At 61.9% G+C, this 17,399-nt stretch carries 15 protein-coding genes and 1 pseudogene; 13 read left to right on the top strand and 3 right to left on the bottom strand.

The genetic code is table 11. The features are described 5' to 3' along the window. Positions 1–58: 58 nt before the first annotated feature. The 13 genes and pseudogenes from ADU59_RS10730 to ADU59_RS10675 all read left to right on the top strand — a co-directional run bounded on the left by ADU59_RS10730 (position 59) and on the right by ADU59_RS10675 (position 14,012). Positions 59–799 (top strand): SDR family NAD(P)-dependent oxidoreductase, encoded by a 741-nt coding sequence (locus ADU59_RS10730; protein WP_068954079.1) that lies wholly within the window; start codon positions 59–61, stop codon positions 797–799. A gap of 244 nt (positions 800–1,043) precedes the next feature. Then, positions 1,044–2,084, top strand: coding sequence for an ABC transporter substrate-binding protein (locus tag ADU59_RS10725; RefSeq protein ID WP_068954078.1), 1,041 nt, complete (start codon positions 1,044–1,046; stop codon positions 2,082–2,084). A 99-nt stretch (positions 2,085–2,183) separates the two neighbouring features. Next, complete coding sequence (locus ADU59_RS10720) at positions 2,184–3,263, top strand: ABC transporter ATP-binding protein (RefSeq protein ID WP_068954077.1); 1,080 nt, start codon at positions 2,184–2,186, stop codon at positions 3,261–3,263. Further along, positions 3,260–4,438, top strand: a complete 1,179-nt coding sequence (locus ADU59_RS10715) for an ABC transporter permease (RefSeq protein ID WP_068954076.1) — start codon at positions 3,260–3,262, stop codon at positions 4,436–4,438. The genes ADU59_RS10720 and ADU59_RS10715 overlap by 4 nt, the downstream gene beginning before the upstream one ends. A 3-nt stretch (positions 4,439–4,441) precedes the next feature. Beyond that, positions 4,442–5,224: an ABC transporter permease gene (locus tag ADU59_RS10710; RefSeq protein ID WP_068954075.1), complete on the top strand. Its 783-nt coding sequence runs from the start codon at positions 4,442–4,444 to the stop codon at positions 5,222–5,224. Between the two features lie 122 nt (positions 5,225–5,346). Beyond that, positions 5,347–5,442: pseudogene (locus tag ADU59_RS30250) on the top strand (IS5/IS1182 family transposase); the annotation flags it as partial. Positions 5,443–5,715: 273 nt separating this feature from the next. Beyond that, positions 5,716–6,297, top strand: coding sequence for a histidine phosphatase family protein (locus tag ADU59_RS10705; protein WP_068954074.1), 582 nt, complete (start codon positions 5,716–5,718; stop codon positions 6,295–6,297). Between the two features lie 81 nt (positions 6,298–6,378). Then, positions 6,379–8,796 (top strand): glucan 1,4-alpha-glucosidase, encoded by a 2,418-nt coding sequence (locus tag ADU59_RS10700; RefSeq protein WP_068954073.1) that lies wholly within the window; start codon positions 6,379–6,381, stop codon positions 8,794–8,796. 62 nt (positions 8,797–8,858) lie between these two features. Beyond that, a complete protein-coding gene (gene gnd, locus ADU59_RS10695) occupies positions 8,859–9,875 on the top strand; it encodes a phosphogluconate dehydrogenase (NAD(+)-dependent, decarboxylating) (protein ID WP_068954072.1) in 1,017 nt (338 codons plus the stop codon). Between the two features lie 35 nt (positions 9,876–9,910). Then, positions 9,911–11,287: a glucose-6-phosphate dehydrogenase gene (gene zwf / locus ADU59_RS10690; RefSeq protein WP_068954151.1), complete on the top strand. Its 1,377-nt coding sequence runs from the start codon at positions 9,911–9,913 to the stop codon at positions 11,285–11,287. Positions 11,288–11,303: 16 nt separating this feature from the next. Continuing rightward, a complete protein-coding gene (locus ADU59_RS10685; protein ID WP_068954071.1) occupies positions 11,304–12,011 on the top strand; it encodes an ROK family protein in 708 nt (235 codons plus the stop codon). A gap of 136 nt (positions 12,012–12,147) precedes the next feature. Further along, entirely contained in the window at positions 12,148–13,170 is a 1,023-nt protein-coding gene (locus tag ADU59_RS10680) for an LLM class flavin-dependent oxidoreductase (protein ID WP_068954070.1), read from the top strand. Positions 13,171–13,268: 98 nt separating this feature from the next. Further along, the gene (locus ADU59_RS10675; RefSeq protein WP_068954069.1) at positions 13,269–14,012 is read left to right on the top strand and encodes a 4'-phosphopantetheinyl transferase family protein; all 744 of its coding nucleotides are present in this window, start codon (positions 13,269–13,271) and stop codon (positions 14,010–14,012) included. Between the two features lie 31 nt (positions 14,013–14,043). Here the strand turns inward: ADU59_RS10675 and fepG are convergent, their stop codons facing one another. The 3 genes from fepG to entS are packed head-to-tail and all read right to left on the bottom strand — an operon-like array spanning position 14,044 to position 17,368. Continuing rightward, a complete protein-coding gene (fepG, locus tag ADU59_RS10670) occupies positions 14,044–15,084 on the bottom strand; it encodes an iron-enterobactin ABC transporter permease (RefSeq protein WP_068954068.1) in 1,041 nt (346 codons plus the stop codon). After that, positions 15,081–16,091: a Fe(3+)-siderophore ABC transporter permease gene (locus ADU59_RS10665; RefSeq protein WP_068954067.1), complete on the bottom strand. Its 1,011-nt coding sequence runs from the start codon at positions 16,089–16,091 to the stop codon at positions 15,081–15,083. Before ADU59_RS10665 ends, fepG begins: the two co-directional genes overlap by 4 nt. Continuing rightward, a complete protein-coding gene (gene entS, locus ADU59_RS10660) occupies positions 16,088–17,368 on the bottom strand; it encodes an enterobactin transporter EntS (RefSeq protein ID WP_068954066.1) in 1,281 nt (426 codons plus the stop codon). Before entS ends, ADU59_RS10665 begins: the two co-directional genes overlap by 4 nt. Positions 17,369–17,399: the final 31 nt, after the last annotated feature.

Raw genomic sequence — 17,399 nt, 5'->3', positions numbered from 1 at the left:
GCTTGCATTTCGCGAGCCTCCCATTACGATGTATCAAGCATCAACGGAGAATGCGCGCATGACCGAAGAACGCCGCTACATGTTGCTGACGGGCGCGAGCCGCGGCATCGGCCATGCAACGGTGAAGCTCTTCCAGTCGAAGGGCTGGCGCATCCTCACCGTGTCACGCCAGCCGTTCTCCGAGGAATGTGCCTGGCCGTCCGCCCGCGAGAGCCACATCCAGGCAGACCTGGCGGACCTCTCGCAGATCGACCACCTCGCAGCGACCGTGCGCGAGCGCCTACCGAACGGCCAATTGCATGCCCTCGTCAACAATGCCGGCATTTCGCCGAAGGGGCCGGAAAAGAGCCGCCTTGGCGTGATGGGCACGGACGCGGACATCTGGACGCAGGTGCTCAATGTCAATGTCGTCTCAACGGCGCTGATCGCCCGCGCGCTCATGCCGGAGCTTGAAGCGGCGAAGGGGTCGATCGTCAACGTCACCTCCATTGCCGGAACACGTGTCCATCCCTTTGCCGGTGTCGCCTATGCGGCTTCCAAGGCGGCCCTCGGCTCGCTGACACGGGAAATGGCACATGAATTTGGCCGCCGCGGGGTCAGGGCGAACGCCATCGCGCCAGGTGAGATCCAGACCTCGATCCTGTCTCCAGGAACGGATGAATTGGTGGCCGCGGAGGTTCCGATGGGAAGACTGGGCGAACCGCGCGAAGTCGCGGAAACCATCTATTTTCTCTGCACGGAGCCATCGTCCTACATCAACGGCGCTGAAATCCACATCAACGGAGGGCAGCACGTCTGACAATGGTCAAAAGGGGAAATCCCTGCTGACCGGCAATGACCGGAATGCATCGATCGGTTGAGGCGCCCAGGGGAAAAGGGTGCAACGACCGGAGAGAGTGAATGCCGCCGATACGCCAAAGGTGAGGGTGGCACCAACAGTTCGCGTGGGCCGGCAGGTCGCCAGTTCGCGTGACTTTGTCATCGGAGCCGGGCCATCCGGTTCCTTCGCTAACGAAGAAAAGGGGAATGCAATGAAGACTTTCATGAAACCCGGGATTCTGACGGTCGCGGCCGTCGTGCTGTCCGCCAACCTTGTCGCGCCGGTTTTTGCGCGGGACCTGACCGTCGTCTCCTGGGGTGGCAACTATCAGGATGCGCAGCGCAACATCTACTTCAAGCCTTTCTCTGAGAAAACCGGCAAGCCGGTGCTCGATGAAGCCTGGGATGGCGGCATCGGTGTCATCCAGTCGAAGGTCAAGGCCGGCACGCCGAACTGGGATGCCGTGCAGGTGGAAGCCGAAGAGCTGGCGCTTGGCTGTGCAGACGGTCTCTACGAAAAGATCGACTGGGACAAGATGGGCGGCAAGGACAAATTCCTCGATTCCGCCGTGAATGACTGCGGCGTCGGCGCCATCGTATGGTCGACGGCGATCGCCTATGACGGCGACAAGCTGAAGGAAGGCCCGACCTCCTGGGCGGACTTCTGGAACATCGAGAAGTTCCCCGGCAAGCGTTCGCTGCGCAAGGGGCCAAAATACACGCTCGAATTCGCACTGCTTGCCGACGGCGTCTCGAAGGATGAACTCTATGATGTGCTGGCGACCGATGAGGGTGTAGAGCGCGCCTTCAAAAAACTCGACGAACTGAAGCCAAACATCGTCTGGTGGGAATCCGGCGCCCAGCCGCTGCAGTTCCTCGCCTCCGGCGAAGTGACGATGGCATCGGCCTATAACGGCCGCATCACCGGCATCAACCGCTCCGAAGGCAAGAACTTCAAGGTCGTCTTCCCGGGCAGCATTTACGCCGTCGACAGCTGGGTGGTCTTGAAAGACGCCGAGAACAAGGACGCCGCGCAAGACTTCATCGCTTTCGCAAGCCTGCCCGAGAACCAGGTGAAACTGCCGGAATTCGTGGCCTACGGCCTGCCGAACAAGGAAGCCGCCGCACAGGTTCCGGCAGAATTGTCCAAGGACCTGCCGACCGACGCGGCGAATATGACGGACTCCATTTCGCTCAATGTCGATTTCTGGATCGACAATGCGGAAACGCTGACGCAGCGCTTCAACGCCTGGCTGGCCCAGTAGAAACATCAACGGTGGAGGGCGCCCGAACCGGGCGCCCTTCCTGTCTGGCTGGATGCGTCCCTGCGGGTTTCCCACATTGCGCAACCTTCGCCCCTCGTGATGGAGTCTTCCGTGGCCGAATTCATTCGATTTGACCATATCACCAAATTCTACGGCCCACTCTGCGTGGTCGAAAACCTTGACCTCGGCATCGACAAGGGCGAATTCGTCAGCCTGCTTGGCCCCTCCGGCTCCGGCAAGACGACGCTGCTCATGATGCTCGCCGGTTTCGAGCTGGTCACGTCCGGCAATATTATCCTGGACGGCACCGCCATCAACGACGTGCCAACCCACAAGCGGGACATGGGTGTCGTGTTCCAGAGCTATGCGCTGTTCCCGCATATGTCGGTCGGCGAGAACGTTGCCTTTCCGCTTCAGATGCGGGGCATGGGCAAGGCGGAAATCGCCCAGCGTGTGGCGCGAGCGCTGGACATGGTGCAGCTGTCGGCCTTCGCCGACCGCCGTCCCTCACAACTTTCCGGCGGTCAGCAACAGCGCGTGGCGCTTTCCCGTGCCCTTGTCTTCGAGCCGCGCGTCGTTCTGATGGACGAGCCGCTCGGCGCGCTCGACAAAAAATTGCGCGAGCAGATGCAACTCGACATCCGCGACCTGCATCGACGTCTCGGCCTGACCATCGTCTTCGTCACGCACGATCAGTCGGAGGCGCTGACCATGTCTGACCGCGTTGCCGTTTTCAACAAGGGCAGGATCGAGCAGATCGGCACGCCACGACAGGTCTACGACGAGCCGACGACGCGTTTCGTCGCCGAATTCATTGGCGAGACCAATCTGGTGGAAGGCGTCGTCGAGGCGGTGCAGGGGGAGGAAGCCAGTGTGCGCCTGGCCTCCGGCGCGCAAATCGTTTCGGCCGTCTCCGGCACCGTGGTGCCGGGCCAGACGGTCTTTCTGTCCATCCGCCCCGAACGTGTCGATCTTACCGAGATACGCGGGGATGTGCGCAACTGCCTTGAAACGGAGGTCACTGACTCTGTCTATCAGGGGGATCACCTGCGGGTGCATCTCCAGAACGCATCGCATCCGCTGATCGCCAAACTCGGACGCCGGTCGCGCGAGTTTGCGCCGGGCACCAAGGTCTATGCGGCCTTTTCGGCCGGCGATTGCCGGGTCATCGCACCATGAGCGCGGCGTCGTCACGAACAGGGCGCTCGATCCTCCTTCTCACGCCCCTGCTCCTCTTCGTCGTGGCCTTTTTCGTCTGGCCGCTGTTCAGCATGATGTCGCAGTCGGTGTCCGACACCGCAGTGCTGCGCCTTCTGCCACGGAGCGCCGAGGTACTGCCAGGCTGGGATCGCAAGTCACCGCCGACCGTGCCCATGCAAGCGGCGCTGATGGAGGACCTGAAAGCCGTCGACGACGACCAGGCTCTCGGTGACATGGTACGCCGTCTCAACAGCGCCCGGTCCGGTTTTCGCACGCTGATGTCCAAGACGACGAGTGCGCTCGCGGACAGCGCAAACCCGCCTGCCGATCTCGTGTCCATCGACAAGCGCTGGGAGAAGCCGGAATTCTGGCTTGCAATCGCCGATGCGCTGTCGCCTTTGACCGACCGTAACCTGCTTGCCGCCGTCGACCTCGGCCGCAACGCAACCGGCGAGATCGAACACCTGCCGGCCGATCAGTCGGTCAACCGCGTTATTCTCATTCGCACGTTCTGGATCGCCGCCCTCGTCACTTGCGCCTGTGTATGCATCGGTTTCCCCTACGCCATCATCGCAGCCTCGCTTACCGGCTGGAAGCGGGACCTGATGCTGGGCGCCGTGCTGCTGCCGCTGTGGACCTCGCTTCTGGTGCGCACCGCCGCCTGGTTCATCTTGTTGCAGGAAAAAGGCCTGATCAACGACCTCTTGCAAATGCTGGGCCTGATCAACAGCCCGCTGCCGCTGATCTTCAATCGCACGGGCGTCATCATCGCCATGACCCATGTACTGCTGCCGTTCATGGTGCTGCCGATCTATTCGGTGCTCATCACCATCCCGAAGAACCTGATGCCGGCGGCGGCATCCCTCGGCGCCCATCCGCTGCGCGCGTTCCTGCGCGTGCTACTGCCGCTCAGCCTGCGTGGCGTCGCCTCCGGCAGCCTGCTCGTTTTCATTTCGGCGATCGGCTATTATATCACGCCGGCGCTGATCGGCGGGCCGGGCGACCAGATGATTTCGTCGATCATCGCCTTCTACGCAACGGGTTCTGCAAACTGGGGCATGGCCGGTGCGCTCGGCGTCGTGCTGCTCGTCGCGACATTGTTGCTCTACAGCGTCTATGCACGGCTTTCTGCCGAAGAGCCGGAGAGGCGTTAGACCATGCCGATGAAGCTCACCAAACTCGCTTTCGCGTCGCTTGCGATCCTCTTCCTCGTAGCACCGCTCATCGCCATTCTGCCGCTCGCCTTCACGTCGAGCGTCATCCTCACCTACCCGATCCCCTCCTGGTCACTGCGCTGGTTCGAGGAACTGTTCACGGCGGACGCGTGGCGGCGGGCGATCGTCAACAGCTTGATCATCGGTGGGGGCACGACGTTGCTTGCGACCGTACTCGGCACAGCGGCTTCGCTTGGCTTGCGCAATCGGCTCATCCTCTTTCGTGGCACGATACGCACCCTGTTCCTGCTGCCGATGGTCGTACCGGCCGTCGTGCTCGGCGTCGGGATGCAGGTGCTGCTTGCGCGCTTCGGCCTCACGAACAGCTATGCCGGAGTGATCATCGCCCACACGGTCGTCGCCGTTCCCTTCGTCGTCGTCAGCGTCACCAGCGCGCTTGCCGGCATCGACGAGCGCGTGGAGCTCGCCGCGCAAAGCCTCGGCGCACCGCCTACGACGGTCTTCCGGCGCGTGACCCTGCCGCTTGCCATGCCCGGCGTGCTCTCCGGTGCCGTGCTCGCCTTCGCCACCTCGCTCGACGAGGTCGTGCTGACGCTTTTCGTCGCCGGTCCCAACCAGCGCACGCTGGCCCGGCAGATGTTTTCCAGCATCCGCGAGAATATCAGCCCCGCCATCGCCGCCGCTGCCTTCCTCTTCATCGCCACAACGATCATCATCGGCCTCGTTGTTGTGCTGTCCCGGTCCATGCTGGCGAAGCGTCGCTAAGACGCGCTCTCGGTGTGGTGCTTCAACAGGTTGTGACGGTTGGGGCCGAGGCGACCGATTAGCAGGCGCGCTTTCGAGACAGCGGGAATATGACCGGTGCGAGCCGCCTTCCTCGACTTCACCGTCGAGATGATCCCGCTGAGGGCTTCGAAACTCTGCCAAGACGGTGGATCGTCAAGCGGACCTTCGGATGGATGAAGCGATGGCGCCGTCTCGGGTGAGGCTGCTCACAGGCCATGATCCATATCGCAATGGGTAGCCTGCTCATCAGAGGCATACCCATCAACGGCACTTCTCAAACGGACTCCAAGAGCCACCGCCGTCAGCGGCCTTACAAGCCGAAACGCCAGACACAGATCGCTCGGTCAGGACGTGCTGAAGGTCCGGTGGCAATTCGTTTATACGCTTCACCCTATCCATCTGACGAAATAACCCTTTTCAGTTACCCCTGCCAGCCCTTAAAGTCGCACCATACAACCGGGAGGATACATATGAGTAACCCTTTGCCCGAAACCCATCTCGTCCGGCATGGCGCGACTGAGTGGAGCTTGTCTGGAAAACATACGGGCAGATCGGACATTCCGTTGACGAGCGACGGAGAAGAGGCAGCCCGCCGGCTTGCCGGCAGGTTGCAGGGACACCGCTTCTCAGCGGTATGGTCGAGCCCCTCTCAACGCGCCCTGAGAACCTGTGCCCTGGCCGGCTTCGCGTCCGAAAGCGCCATCAATCCCGATCTGGCAGAGTGGGACTACGGCTCCTATGAGGGCATAACGACCCGGGAAATCCTGGCTCAAAGGCCGGGATGGCAGCTCTTTCGCGATGGATGCCCGCAAGGGGAGACGGCTGAGGATGTCGGCATTCGGGCCGATCGTGTCATCGGCCAGATTCGTGCGGCAGGCGCCCCCATCTTGATCTTCTCCAGTGCCCATTTTCTGCGCGTTCTCGCCGCGCGGTGGATCGGCCTGCCACCAGAACAGGGAGCAAGCTTTGTCCTCGACACCACGAGCATCAGCATTCTGGGTTACGAACACAATCTGGAAGAACCCGTCATCCGGGGCTGGAACCATCGCTAGCGGCATCTATATGCCCACAAGACCGGACAGAAATCAGGCTTGGCCGGGGCGAGTACCAAGTCTCGAGGAGATCACGACGAGATGGCCAGCGGACGCGTTTCACCAGGGGCTCCGGGAATACCCGCCCGCTGGACATCGAGTGCAAAAAGCGGTGTCGGCACCGCCCTCTCTCCGGCAAGCCGCGTCTGGTTCACCCTCAGCCACGGCATTCTCAACGAAATATACTATCCGCGCGTGGACCGCGCCTGCACACGCGATTTCGGCCTGATCGTCACGGGGCCAGACGGATATTTTTCCGAGGAGAAACGGCACGCACAGCATCTGATTACGCCGTTTGAAAAAGGCGTTCCCGCCTATTGCCTGACCAATACCGCGACAGATGGCGCCTACCGGATCGAGAAACGCATCGTCACGGATCCGCTGCGTTCTTCCGTCCTGCAGGAGATCACCTTCACGCCCCTCAAGGGCCTCGCCGGCGACTACAATGTCTATGCGCTGCTCTCGCCGCATCTTTTCAATTGCGGCATGGGGAATACGGCCTGGACCGGCGATTACAAGGGTACGCCGATGCTGTTTGCCACGGGGCGCGACGGTGTTTCGCTTGCGCTCGCCTGCTCCCTGCCCTGGCTTTGCCATTCGGCCGGGTATGCCGGCTTCTCCGATGGCTGGCAGCAGCTTTCGCAGAACGGTGCCCTCGACCCGGATTGCCAGCGCGCCGAAGACGGCAACGTGTCCCTGACGGGGCAGATCGGGTTTTCGGCTGAGAGCAACAGGGCGTGTCTTTCGCTTGGCTTCGCGCAAAGCCCGGAGGAAGCCGGATACAATGCGCTTGCCAGCCTGATGGCGGGCTTCGATGCCGCAGCCAAGCCCTATGTCGCCGGCTGGCGTGACTGGCAGAAGGGTTTGCAGCCGCTTGACCGGATTGCGGCAACCGGCGTGAATATGTATCGCGTCAGCACCGCCGTTCTGGCCGCGCACCGTTCGGCGGCCTTTCCGGGGCCGGTGGTTGCCAGCCTGTCCATCCCCTGGGGCTTCGACAAGGGGGATGACGACCTGGGCGGCTATCACCTCGTCTGGCCACGCGATCTTGTCGAAACGGCGGGCGGCTTTCTGGCGGCCGGTGCCAGTGACACAGCAGTCGAAATCCTCTCCTATCTCCGCACGATCCAGGAGGCCGATGGGCACTGGCCACAAAATGCCTGGCTGGATGGAATGCCCTATTGGGATGGCATCCAGATGGACGAGTGCGGATTTCCAATTCTGCTGGCCGATGCATTGCGCCGGAAGGGCCAGCTGTCGCAGGAAGCACTTCTCTCCTTCCTGCCGATGATCGAACGGGCGGCCGCCTATCTCACCCGCAATGGACCGGTGACCGGCGAAGATCGATGGGAGGAGGATGCGGGGTATTCGCCCTTCACGCTCGCGGTCGAGATCGCGGCGCTGCTGGCTGCAGCCGACATTCTGGATGAATGCGGCAAGCCTGCTGCCGCAATCTATCTGCGCGAAACCGCCGATTGCTGGAACGATCAGGTCGAGCACTGGACCTATGTCAAAGGCACGCACACTGCGAATACCCTGGGCGTGGACGGCTATTACGTCCGCATCACCCCGCCCGACACGGCTGAGGCATCTTCCGTCTCACAAGGCTATGTGCCGATCAAGAACCGGCCGCCCGGTGACACGGACAGACCACTCGAACTGATCGTCAGCCCTGACGCGCTTGCGCTGGTCCGGTTTGGCCTGAGAGCCGCGACCGACCCGCGCATCGTCGATACGGTGACGGTCATCGACGCGCATTTGCGCTGCGACCTGCCGCAGGGGCCGGTCTGGTACCGCTATACGGACGACGGTTACGGTGAACACGAAAATGGCGACCCTTTCGATGGAACCGGCCGAGGCCGACCCTGGCCACTGCTGGTTGGAGAACGCGCGCATTTCGAGCTGGCGGCCGGACGCAAAGACAGCGCCGTAAGCCTGCTTGCGACGTTCGAGGCATCGGCCGGACCAGGTGGGCTTTTGCCGGAGCAGGTCTGGGACGGCACCGACATGCCGGAGCGGGAACTGCTGCGCGGTGGCCCGACAGGCAGCGCCATGCCTCTGGTTTGGGCGCATTCGGAATATATCAAGCTGCTGCGGTCGCTGCGTGACGGCGCCGTCTTCGACATGCCGCCGCAGGGCGTAAAGCGCTATATCGAGGACAAGACCGTCTCGACGCTGCGAAGCTGGCGTTTCAACAACAAGATCCGGTCGATCCCGGCGGGAAAGACGCTGCGGCTGGAATTGCCGGCGCGCGCCATGGTGCATTGGAGTGTGGACGGCTGGGCGACCAGCCATGACACGGAAACCAGCGAAAACCTCCTTGGCATCTATCTGGTTGATCTCCCGGTGGCCGGGCTTTCCTCCGGCTCCGCCATCGTCTTCACCTTTTTCTGGCCGGAAAGCGGGGATTGGGAAAATATCGACTTCACCATTGCCATCGGCCCCCTAGATACACCCTAGCCTTTTCAAGACCCTGGGCTTTTCAAGGCGTTGAATTCGGCTTCATCAAAAAGGACAGGCATATGCGGATCGGAATGATGGGACTGGGCAGGATGGGCGCGAACATGGTCCGGCGCTTGCTGCGCGACGGTCATGAATGCGTCGTCTACGATATCAACCCCGCAAGTGTCGCGGCCCTCGTCGCCGAAGGCGCGATCGGCTCGGCGTCACTGGACGATTTCGTCGCTCAATTGAAACAACCCGCCTGCGCGTGGCTGATGCTTCCCGCAGCCATTACCGGCGTCAATGTCGATAAGCTCGCCGCCTTGATGAAGGCCGGCGACATCATCATCGATGGCGGCAATTCCCATTACCATGATGACGTGGACAAGGCTGCGCAACTCCGTTCAAAAGGCATCGATTACATCGATGTCGGCACCAGCGGCGGCGTCTGGGGGCTGGAGCGCGGCTATTGCCTGATGATCGGCGGCCCGGAAGCGGCGGTCCGGTATCTCGATCCGGTCTTTGCGACGCTTGCTCCGGGCAATGAGGCTGACGCAACGGCGGCAAGCGAAGGTCTGCGCACCGCCCATCTCGGTTATCTGCATTGTGGCCCAAGCGGGGCGGGCCATTTCGTCAAGATGGTTCACAACGGCATCGAATACGGCATGATGGCAGCCTATGCCGAGGGTATGAATATTCTGAAAGCCGCCAATTCCGGCAACAAGAACCGGGAGATCGATGCGGAAACGAGCCCGCTTCCAACGCCGGAATATTACAAGTTCGATATCGACATGGCGGCCGTGTCCGAGGTCTGGCGGCATGGCAGCGTCATCAGTTCCTGGCTGCTCGACCTGACGGCGGATGCCCTCAAACAGGACCCCGCGCTCTCCGCCTATGGCGGCCGGGTCTCGGATTCCGGCGAAGGACGCTGGACACTGGACGCTGCGATCGATACCGGCGTGCCCGCTCCCGTGCTGGCTTCGGCGCTGTTCCAGCGTTTCAGCTCGCAGGGCGGGTCCGAATTCGGCGACAAGCTTCTGTCAGCCATGCGCTTTGCCTTCGGCGGCCATCACGAGAAGCCCAAAACCGAGGCGTGACCGGCATCAGAAAAATCGAAAAAAGGGAGGCGACCGTGACTGACATACGATCCGATACTCTGGTGCTTTTCGGCGCCACGGGCGATCTCGCCCACAAGAAGATATTTCCGGCACTCTACGCCATGGTTGCACGCGGCGCGCTGAACGAACCTGTCATCGGCATCGCTTTCGACGACTGGGACGTCGCGCAATTGCAGGCGCGGGCCCGCGACGGCATCGCCAACGCCATCGGGGCAATCGACGAGGCGGTTTTTGCAAAGCTTGCCTCGCTGCTGCGCTATGTCAGCGGCGATTACCGCGATCAATCGACCTTCGACAAGCTGAAGACTGCGATCGGCACGGCACAGCATCCGCTTTATTACCTCGCTGTTCCTCCCAGCATGTTCGAGCCCGTCGTGCAGGGACTGGAGCAGTCCGGCGGCGCGGCAGGCGCGCGGCTGATGGTCGAAAAGCCGTTCGGCCAGGATTTACAGTCGGCCCGCTGGCTGAACCGGGTGCTGCACATCGTTTTCGAGGAGAAGTCGATCTTCCGGATCGATCACTATCTCGGCAAGGAGGCGATCCAGAATCTCCTGTATTTCCGCTTTGCCAATTCCTTTCTGGAGCCGATCTGGAACCGCAATCATGTCGAAAGCGTACAGATCACCATGGCCGAGGATTTCGGCGTGCAGGGGCGCGGGCGTTTCTACGATGAGGTCGGCTGTATCCGCGACGTCATCCAGAACCACCTGCTCAACATCCTGCTGCTTCTGGCGATGGAGCCCCCTTCCGGGCGCTCGGCGGACGACCTCATCGACGAGAAAGTCCAGGTTCTCAAAGCTGTCCGCACGCTGACCAAGGAGGACGTCGTGCGCGGCCAGTTCAACGGCTACCTTTCCGAACCCGGCGTGCAACCCAATTCAACGGTGGAGACCTTTGCCGCAGTCCGGTTTTTCGTCGATACGTGGCGATGGCAGGACGTTCCGTTCTTCATCCGCGCGGGCAAAAACCTGCCCGCCCACCTCACCGAAGTGGTCGTCCGCCTGAAACGGCCGCCGCTCAACGTTTTCGATGCGATAAAGACGGAAGACGCAAACTATATCCGCTTCCGGATCACGCCGGAGGTCGCAATTGCCATCGGCGCGCGCCGCAAGGCGGCGGGCGACGCCATGGTCGGCGAGCAGATCGAACTTTATGCCGTCGATGACGACCGGGGAGACATGGAGCCCTACGAGCGGCTGATCGGCGACGCGATGAACGGCAACAGCCAGCTCTTCACGCGCCAGGATGCCAGCGAGATCGCCTGGCGCATCGTCGCTCCCGTGCTCGACGACAAGTCTCCTCCCCATCCCTATCCGCCAGGGACCTGGGGACCGGCAGACGCGATGGCGCAATTCGGACCGCCCAATGGCTGGGTCAGTCCAACGGAATAGATACGGGAGGTGAGAAATGACGGCCAAGAAAAATGCTGCTGCAGCGACCAGCAAGCCGGTGGTCCTGTCCATCGATGTCGGCGGCTCCCATGTCAAGATATTGTCCAGCGCACCTGGCGCTACGGAACTGAAGGCAGATTCTGGGCCGTCAATGACGGCGCTCCAGATGGTCGATGCGGTGAAGGGCTTGGCAGCGGGTTTATCCTATGACGTGATCTCCATCGGATATCCCGGCCCCGTGAAGGGCAACGCGCCGCTGCGCGATCCGGTCAACCTTGGACCGGGCTGGGCCGGTCACGATTTTGCGGCAAGCTTTGGCAAACCGGTCAAACTCGTGAACGATGCGCTGATGCAGGCCATCGGCAGCTATGACGGCGGACGCATGCTTTTCCTGGGGCTCGGAACCGGGCTCGGCGCTGCCATCATCCTTGAAAACGTGGCGCAGCCGCTGGAGATCGCGCATCTGCCCTACAAAAAACGCCGCAGCTTCGAAGACTATGTCGGCGAGCATGCGCTGGAGGCGCGCGGCAAGAAAAAATGGAAAAGCGCCGTGTTCGATGTCGTCGACAAACTGAACGCCGCCATACTGCCGGACTATATCGTCATCGGCGGCGGCAATGTCGAAAAACTGGATGATTTACCGGAGAATTGCCGGCGGGGGGACAATCTTCACGCCTTTGACGGCGGTTTTCGGCTTTGGCATGACGCGCGCATAGTCGTCTAAAACAGGATAACACCACAGAAAATATCCGGATTCGGAATCCTCGTGCCTGCCTGAAACTGTATGGCACCGCCTGTTTGTCAGGCCGGAATTATGCAAAGAAGCTGTTCCATACAGATCACACGCTCAGGGGCTTACTATGAAGAAGATCGGATTCCTTTCATTCGGCCACTGGACGCCCTCCCCCCAGTCGCAGACACGGTCGGCAGCCGATGCGCTGTTACAATCCATCGATCTGGCGGTCGCTGCGGAGGAGCTGGGTGCCGATGGCGCGTATTTTCGCGTCCATCACTTCGCCCGCCAGCTCGCCTCGCCGTTCCCGCTGCTGGCGGCAGTCGGCGCCAGGACCAAGCGGATCGAGATCGGCACGGCGGTCATCGACATGCGGTACGAGAACCCATTGTACATGGCTGAGGATGCCGGGTCCGCCGATCTGATTGCGGGCGGGCGTCTCCAGTTGGGCATCAGCCGCGGTTCACCCGAGCAGGTGATCGATGGCTGGCGCCATTTCGGTTACGTGCCGGCTGAGGGCGAGAGCGAGATCGACATGGCCCGGCATCATGCGGAAACCCTACTCGATGTCTTGCGCGGCGAAGGTTTCGCACAGCCCAACCCGCGGCCGATGTTTCCCAATCCCCCGGGCCTGTTGCGTGTCGAGCCGCATTCCGCCGGCTTGCGCGGCCGGATCTGGTGGGGCGCAAGCTCGAACGCCACCGCGGCTTGGGCCGCCAGGATGGGAATGAACCTGCAGAGTTCCACCCTGAAGGATGACGAGAGTGGGCTGCCGTTTCACGTCCAGCAGGCCGACCAGATCCGGGTTTTCCGCGAGGCCTGGAAAGCCGCCGGTCACACGCGCGCGCCAAGAGTTTCGGTCAGCCGCAGCATTTTTGCGCTGGTGGACGACCGCGATCGCCGCTATTTCGGTTACGGAGATCAGGGCGAGGACAAGATCGGCTTCATCGACGAGAAAACCCGCGCCATCTTCGGCCGGAGCTACGCCGCCGAACCGGACGTCCTGATCGAGCAATTGCTGAAGGACGAGGCCATCGCCGAAGCCGACACCTTGCTGTTGACGGTCCCCAATCAGCTCGGCGTGGACTACAATGCGCATGTCATCGAGGCCATCCTGACCCACGTCGCACCGGCTCTCGGCTGGCGCTGACGCCCGTCCAGAACAGTGTCTTCAAGCAGATCGGCAAGACCAATCGGCCGATGTTGCTCTGCCATCCGAAACCACCTCCAGACGCAGGAATCCCCTGATTGAACCAACTGACCTTTCCGTGGGCTGGCATCGAGCGACAGGCCCTCGCATTTGACGACGAGAGCACCCCAGGCGGCGCAGCGATCGATGTCAGCACTCTGCCGACCGAGGCTCTGTCCGGCGGTGAAATGGAGCTGCTCCGGTCCTGGCTCAACGATGAGGAAAATGGCCGAGCGGAACGCTTCCTGCACGGCGAAGACCGACGCGATTTTGTCGCAGCCCACGCCCTGCTACGCATGCAACTGCGCGACCGATTTCCGGATTTGCTGTTTCCTGCCACCATCGCGGCCGGCGAACAAGGCGGCAAACCGCGCCTCTCCCCCACCGGCAACTGCGACGGCGGCACCGTGGATTTCAATATCAGCCATACCAGAGGGATGGCTGCCTGCGTGACCGCAAAAGACCATGACGTCGGCATCGATTGCGAGCCGCTTGCCCGCAAAGTCGATGTCGCCCTGGCAGAGGCATGCTTTTCACAGCTGGAGTGCGAATGGCTGGAAACACAGCGCTCCCTGACGCCGTCCATTGCGTTTCTCCATCTCTGGACATTGAAGGAAGCCATGACAAAAGCGCTCGGCACGGGATTGACGATCGATCTGAAGACATTCTCCGTCCTTCCCTTCCCGCCGCGGCTCGTGGAAACCTCGCCGGACACCGGCGCGCAGCGGCGCTGGGCCTTTTGGCAATGGCCGTCAAAAGACGGGTTCATACTGGCGGTGGCGGCGCGGGATAGGGACACATGAAGGAAACAGCCGGACGCGGAGGCGCCCTTGTCTAAACATTCCGCACCAGCAGCCAAAGCATATACAGCCCACCCAGGCTCACGGTCACGATGCCGACGGGTATGCTGAGTGGACTGAAAAGGTGCTGGGCTATCGCATCGGCGGCCAGCAGCAGAAGAGCACCCGTCGCGGTCGACGCGGCCAGGGTCATCGAACGGGTCTGGCACAGGCGCTGGGCAATCTGCGGCGCGGCAAGGGCTATGAAAACCACAGGGCCGATCGCGGCCGTTGCCGCCGCAACCAGCATGACGGCCACCACCATCAGCCATAGCCGCGCTCGCGTGACCGAAAGGCCGAGCGCCCCTGCGAGATCATCGCCCATTTCCAGGATGCGGACGCGACGGGCAAGACCGAAACACAGGACCATACCGGCGATGCAGGCCACTGCTGACGGCGCGGCGCGCGGCCACGTCATACCATTGAGCGATCCTGCGCCCCACAGGGCAGCACTCATGACGGCTTCAAGATTGCCGGTCACCACCAGCCATGTGTTGAAGGCCGTCAGCATGGCGCTGACGGCGATGCCGATCACGATCAGCCGAAAACCCTGTATGCCCTCTTTCCAGGCGAGAAGATAAACCACGATCGCCGTCGCTAGGCCGCCGCCAAGGGCACCCATCGTGATCGCGATCTGATCGCCTTGCAGCACGATGATCGTAACGAGAACGCCCGTATAGGCCCCGGTATTGAACCCGATGACGTCAGGACTGCCAAGCGGATTGCGGATGAGGAACTGGAAGACAGCACCGCTCATGCCAAGCGCGGCACCGATCACAAGTGCCATGGTGATGCGTGGCAGCCTCCAGTCGACAACAATCATGGTGATGCGCGGCGTTGCCTGCCCGGTCAGCGCCGACACGATATCGGCAAGGGAGAGCGGCAAGGTGCCGAGCTGCAATGCGAATACCGCGAGCGCAAGAGCCGAGACAACCAACAGGCCGGAGACGATCATATGCCGCAACGGCACGCGAACGCTGAAGCGCCCATCGAGATTGCCGAGGAAAACGGTCCGGTCACGAAACAAGGGTGTCATCGAAAGGCCGGCCGGCCGGCTGTGCGCCCCCGCGCCAGCAGGATGAGTACCGGGGCGCCGATAAAGGCCGTGACGATGGAAACGCGCAGTTCGCCCGCCGCGATCAGGCGCCCGGCAATATCGGAACACAATAGCAGCACCGGAGCATAGAGGAAGGCGAACGGCAGCATCCAGCGCAGGTCCGGCCCGACGGCCCAGCGCGCGATATAGGGGATCATCAGGCCGACAAAGCCAATGGGACCCGCCACGGCCGTGACGGTCCCCGACAGAAGAGCCACGGTCAGAAGCGTTGCCGCCTGTGTCCTCGCCGGATTGGTTCCGAGCAATGCAGCGGTATCGACACCCATTTCCAGCGCATTGACCGAGCGGGACAGAGCGAGCGCTACGAGGCATCCAATGCAGATCAGCGGGATGGCCGCAAGGACCAGCGTGAGGTCGCCGACATCCAGGGAACCGGCCATCCAGAAGCGCATCCGGTTGAACACTTGCGGCTGCAGGAGAGCGATTGCCGACGATATGCCGCTCATCATCGCACCGACCGTCAAGCCCGCAAGCACAAAGCGCAAGGGATCCGGCCGGGCTGCGCCCTTGATACTGATCAGATGCACCAGCAGCGCGGTGAGCAATGCCCCCGCGAAACTATATGCAAACAGGCTATAGGGTTGGGTAATACCGGCAAAGGCAAAGCCGAATGTCACGGCAAGGCCCGCTCCGGCATTCACGCCGATGATGCCGGGATCGGCCAGCGGATTGCGCGTCAATGTCTGCATCAAAGCACCGGATATGCCGAGCGCCGCGCCGCCGAAAATACCGATCAGGGCGCGCGGCAGGCGCGATTGCAGGACAATCGTTGCTTCCGGGCCCGTCGCCGGGCCGAACAGGCTGTCGATCACCACCTGCATCGGCAAGGGCTTGGCACCGATGCCGAGGCTGGCAATGAAAACCAGCACCAGAACAACGAAACCGATACCAAGCCAGAGAATCCGGCTCCTGCGCGATGAATTCATTGTGCGACGCTGTCGGTGACAAGGATATCGCCAACAGGCTCTTCATCCGCGGCCGTCACGCTTTTCGACAGGTTGCGCAGGCTGCGGAACCCCGCGCTCATCGCGACGCCGATGAGGAACACACCGCTGCCGAACCAGAACACCGAGACCATCGGCGCGAGTACACGCGACAGGCTTCCCATCACAATCGAACCGCCGGGATCGCCGACAACATCCTGCGCCGCCCACAGGCTGTTGACGCGGCCGAGCATCTGGTCCGGGGTGTTCGTCTGTACCAGCGTATACTGCATCAGCGAGGCGATGGAGCCGAGATAGCCGAACAGCACGAGGATACCCAGCGCCGGGACAAGATGGCCTACCAGACCGATCGAAGCCAAGAGCGCGGATGCGGCGCAAACGCAGCCGAGAAGCAATTGGCCGGGCAGCCGGAATTGACCGACCCAGCCACTGGTGAAGGCACCGATCATGGCTCCGAGCGGCACGGCCGAATACATCAGGCCGATACCCACCGATCCAGCACTAAAGCTTTCGGCGATCGAGGGAAACATCACGCGGATGGCGCTCAAGGCCGACTGCAGCGTGCCGACCGCGATAACAGCGCCGACGATCTTGTTCTGGCCGAGAAAGGCAAAGCCATCGATCATGGCCCGCAGCGGGTGCTCATCGCCGCGCTCTCCCGGCAACAGGCTCGGAAGCCGGAACAGCGGGATCAGGGTTCCAAGCGTTCCGATACCGGCGATGAGATAGTTCCAGCTGACATCGGCGGAGGCTATGATCAGGCCGCCGATCAGCGGCGCAAGGATAGCGCCGAAACGGACGGTCAGCATCGACAATGCACCCGCAGCCGGCAGGTTTTCACGTCCGACAAGCGTCGGGATGGCGGCCATCAGCGCAGTCATGCCGATTGCGCCGAAGAAGCCGTCCCAGAGAGAAACGAGATAAAGCGCTACCAGAGACGGTTCACTCAGAAAACCGTTGAGCGCAAGCACCAGAAAACCGACACCGCACAGACCGCGCGCCAGAAGGATCAGACGGCGCCTGTCATGGTGATCCGCAAGCACGCCGCCGGCCAGCAATCCGACGAACATTCCGATGCCGTCGAGAGCGATGACGATGCCGACCTGCAAGGCCGAGCCCGTCAACTGATGGATCTGAACCGGCACCGCCACGGTGAGAATACCGAGCGAGATCACCGACATCATGCGCGCTGCGAAAACGGCGCGGAAATTTGCATTGTGTTTCAGCAGGCTGAAGTCGACAAAAATAGAAGAGGCCATAGACGTTATCGCACCTTATGCGGCGGGTTGA

It is taken from the genome of Pararhizobium polonicum (assembly GCF_001687365.1).
In the GTDB taxonomy this organism is placed as follows: Bacteria; Pseudomonadota; Alphaproteobacteria; order Rhizobiales; family Rhizobiaceae; genus Pararhizobium; species Pararhizobium polonicum.
This window is presented reverse-complemented; position numbering and strand designations above follow the sequence as displayed.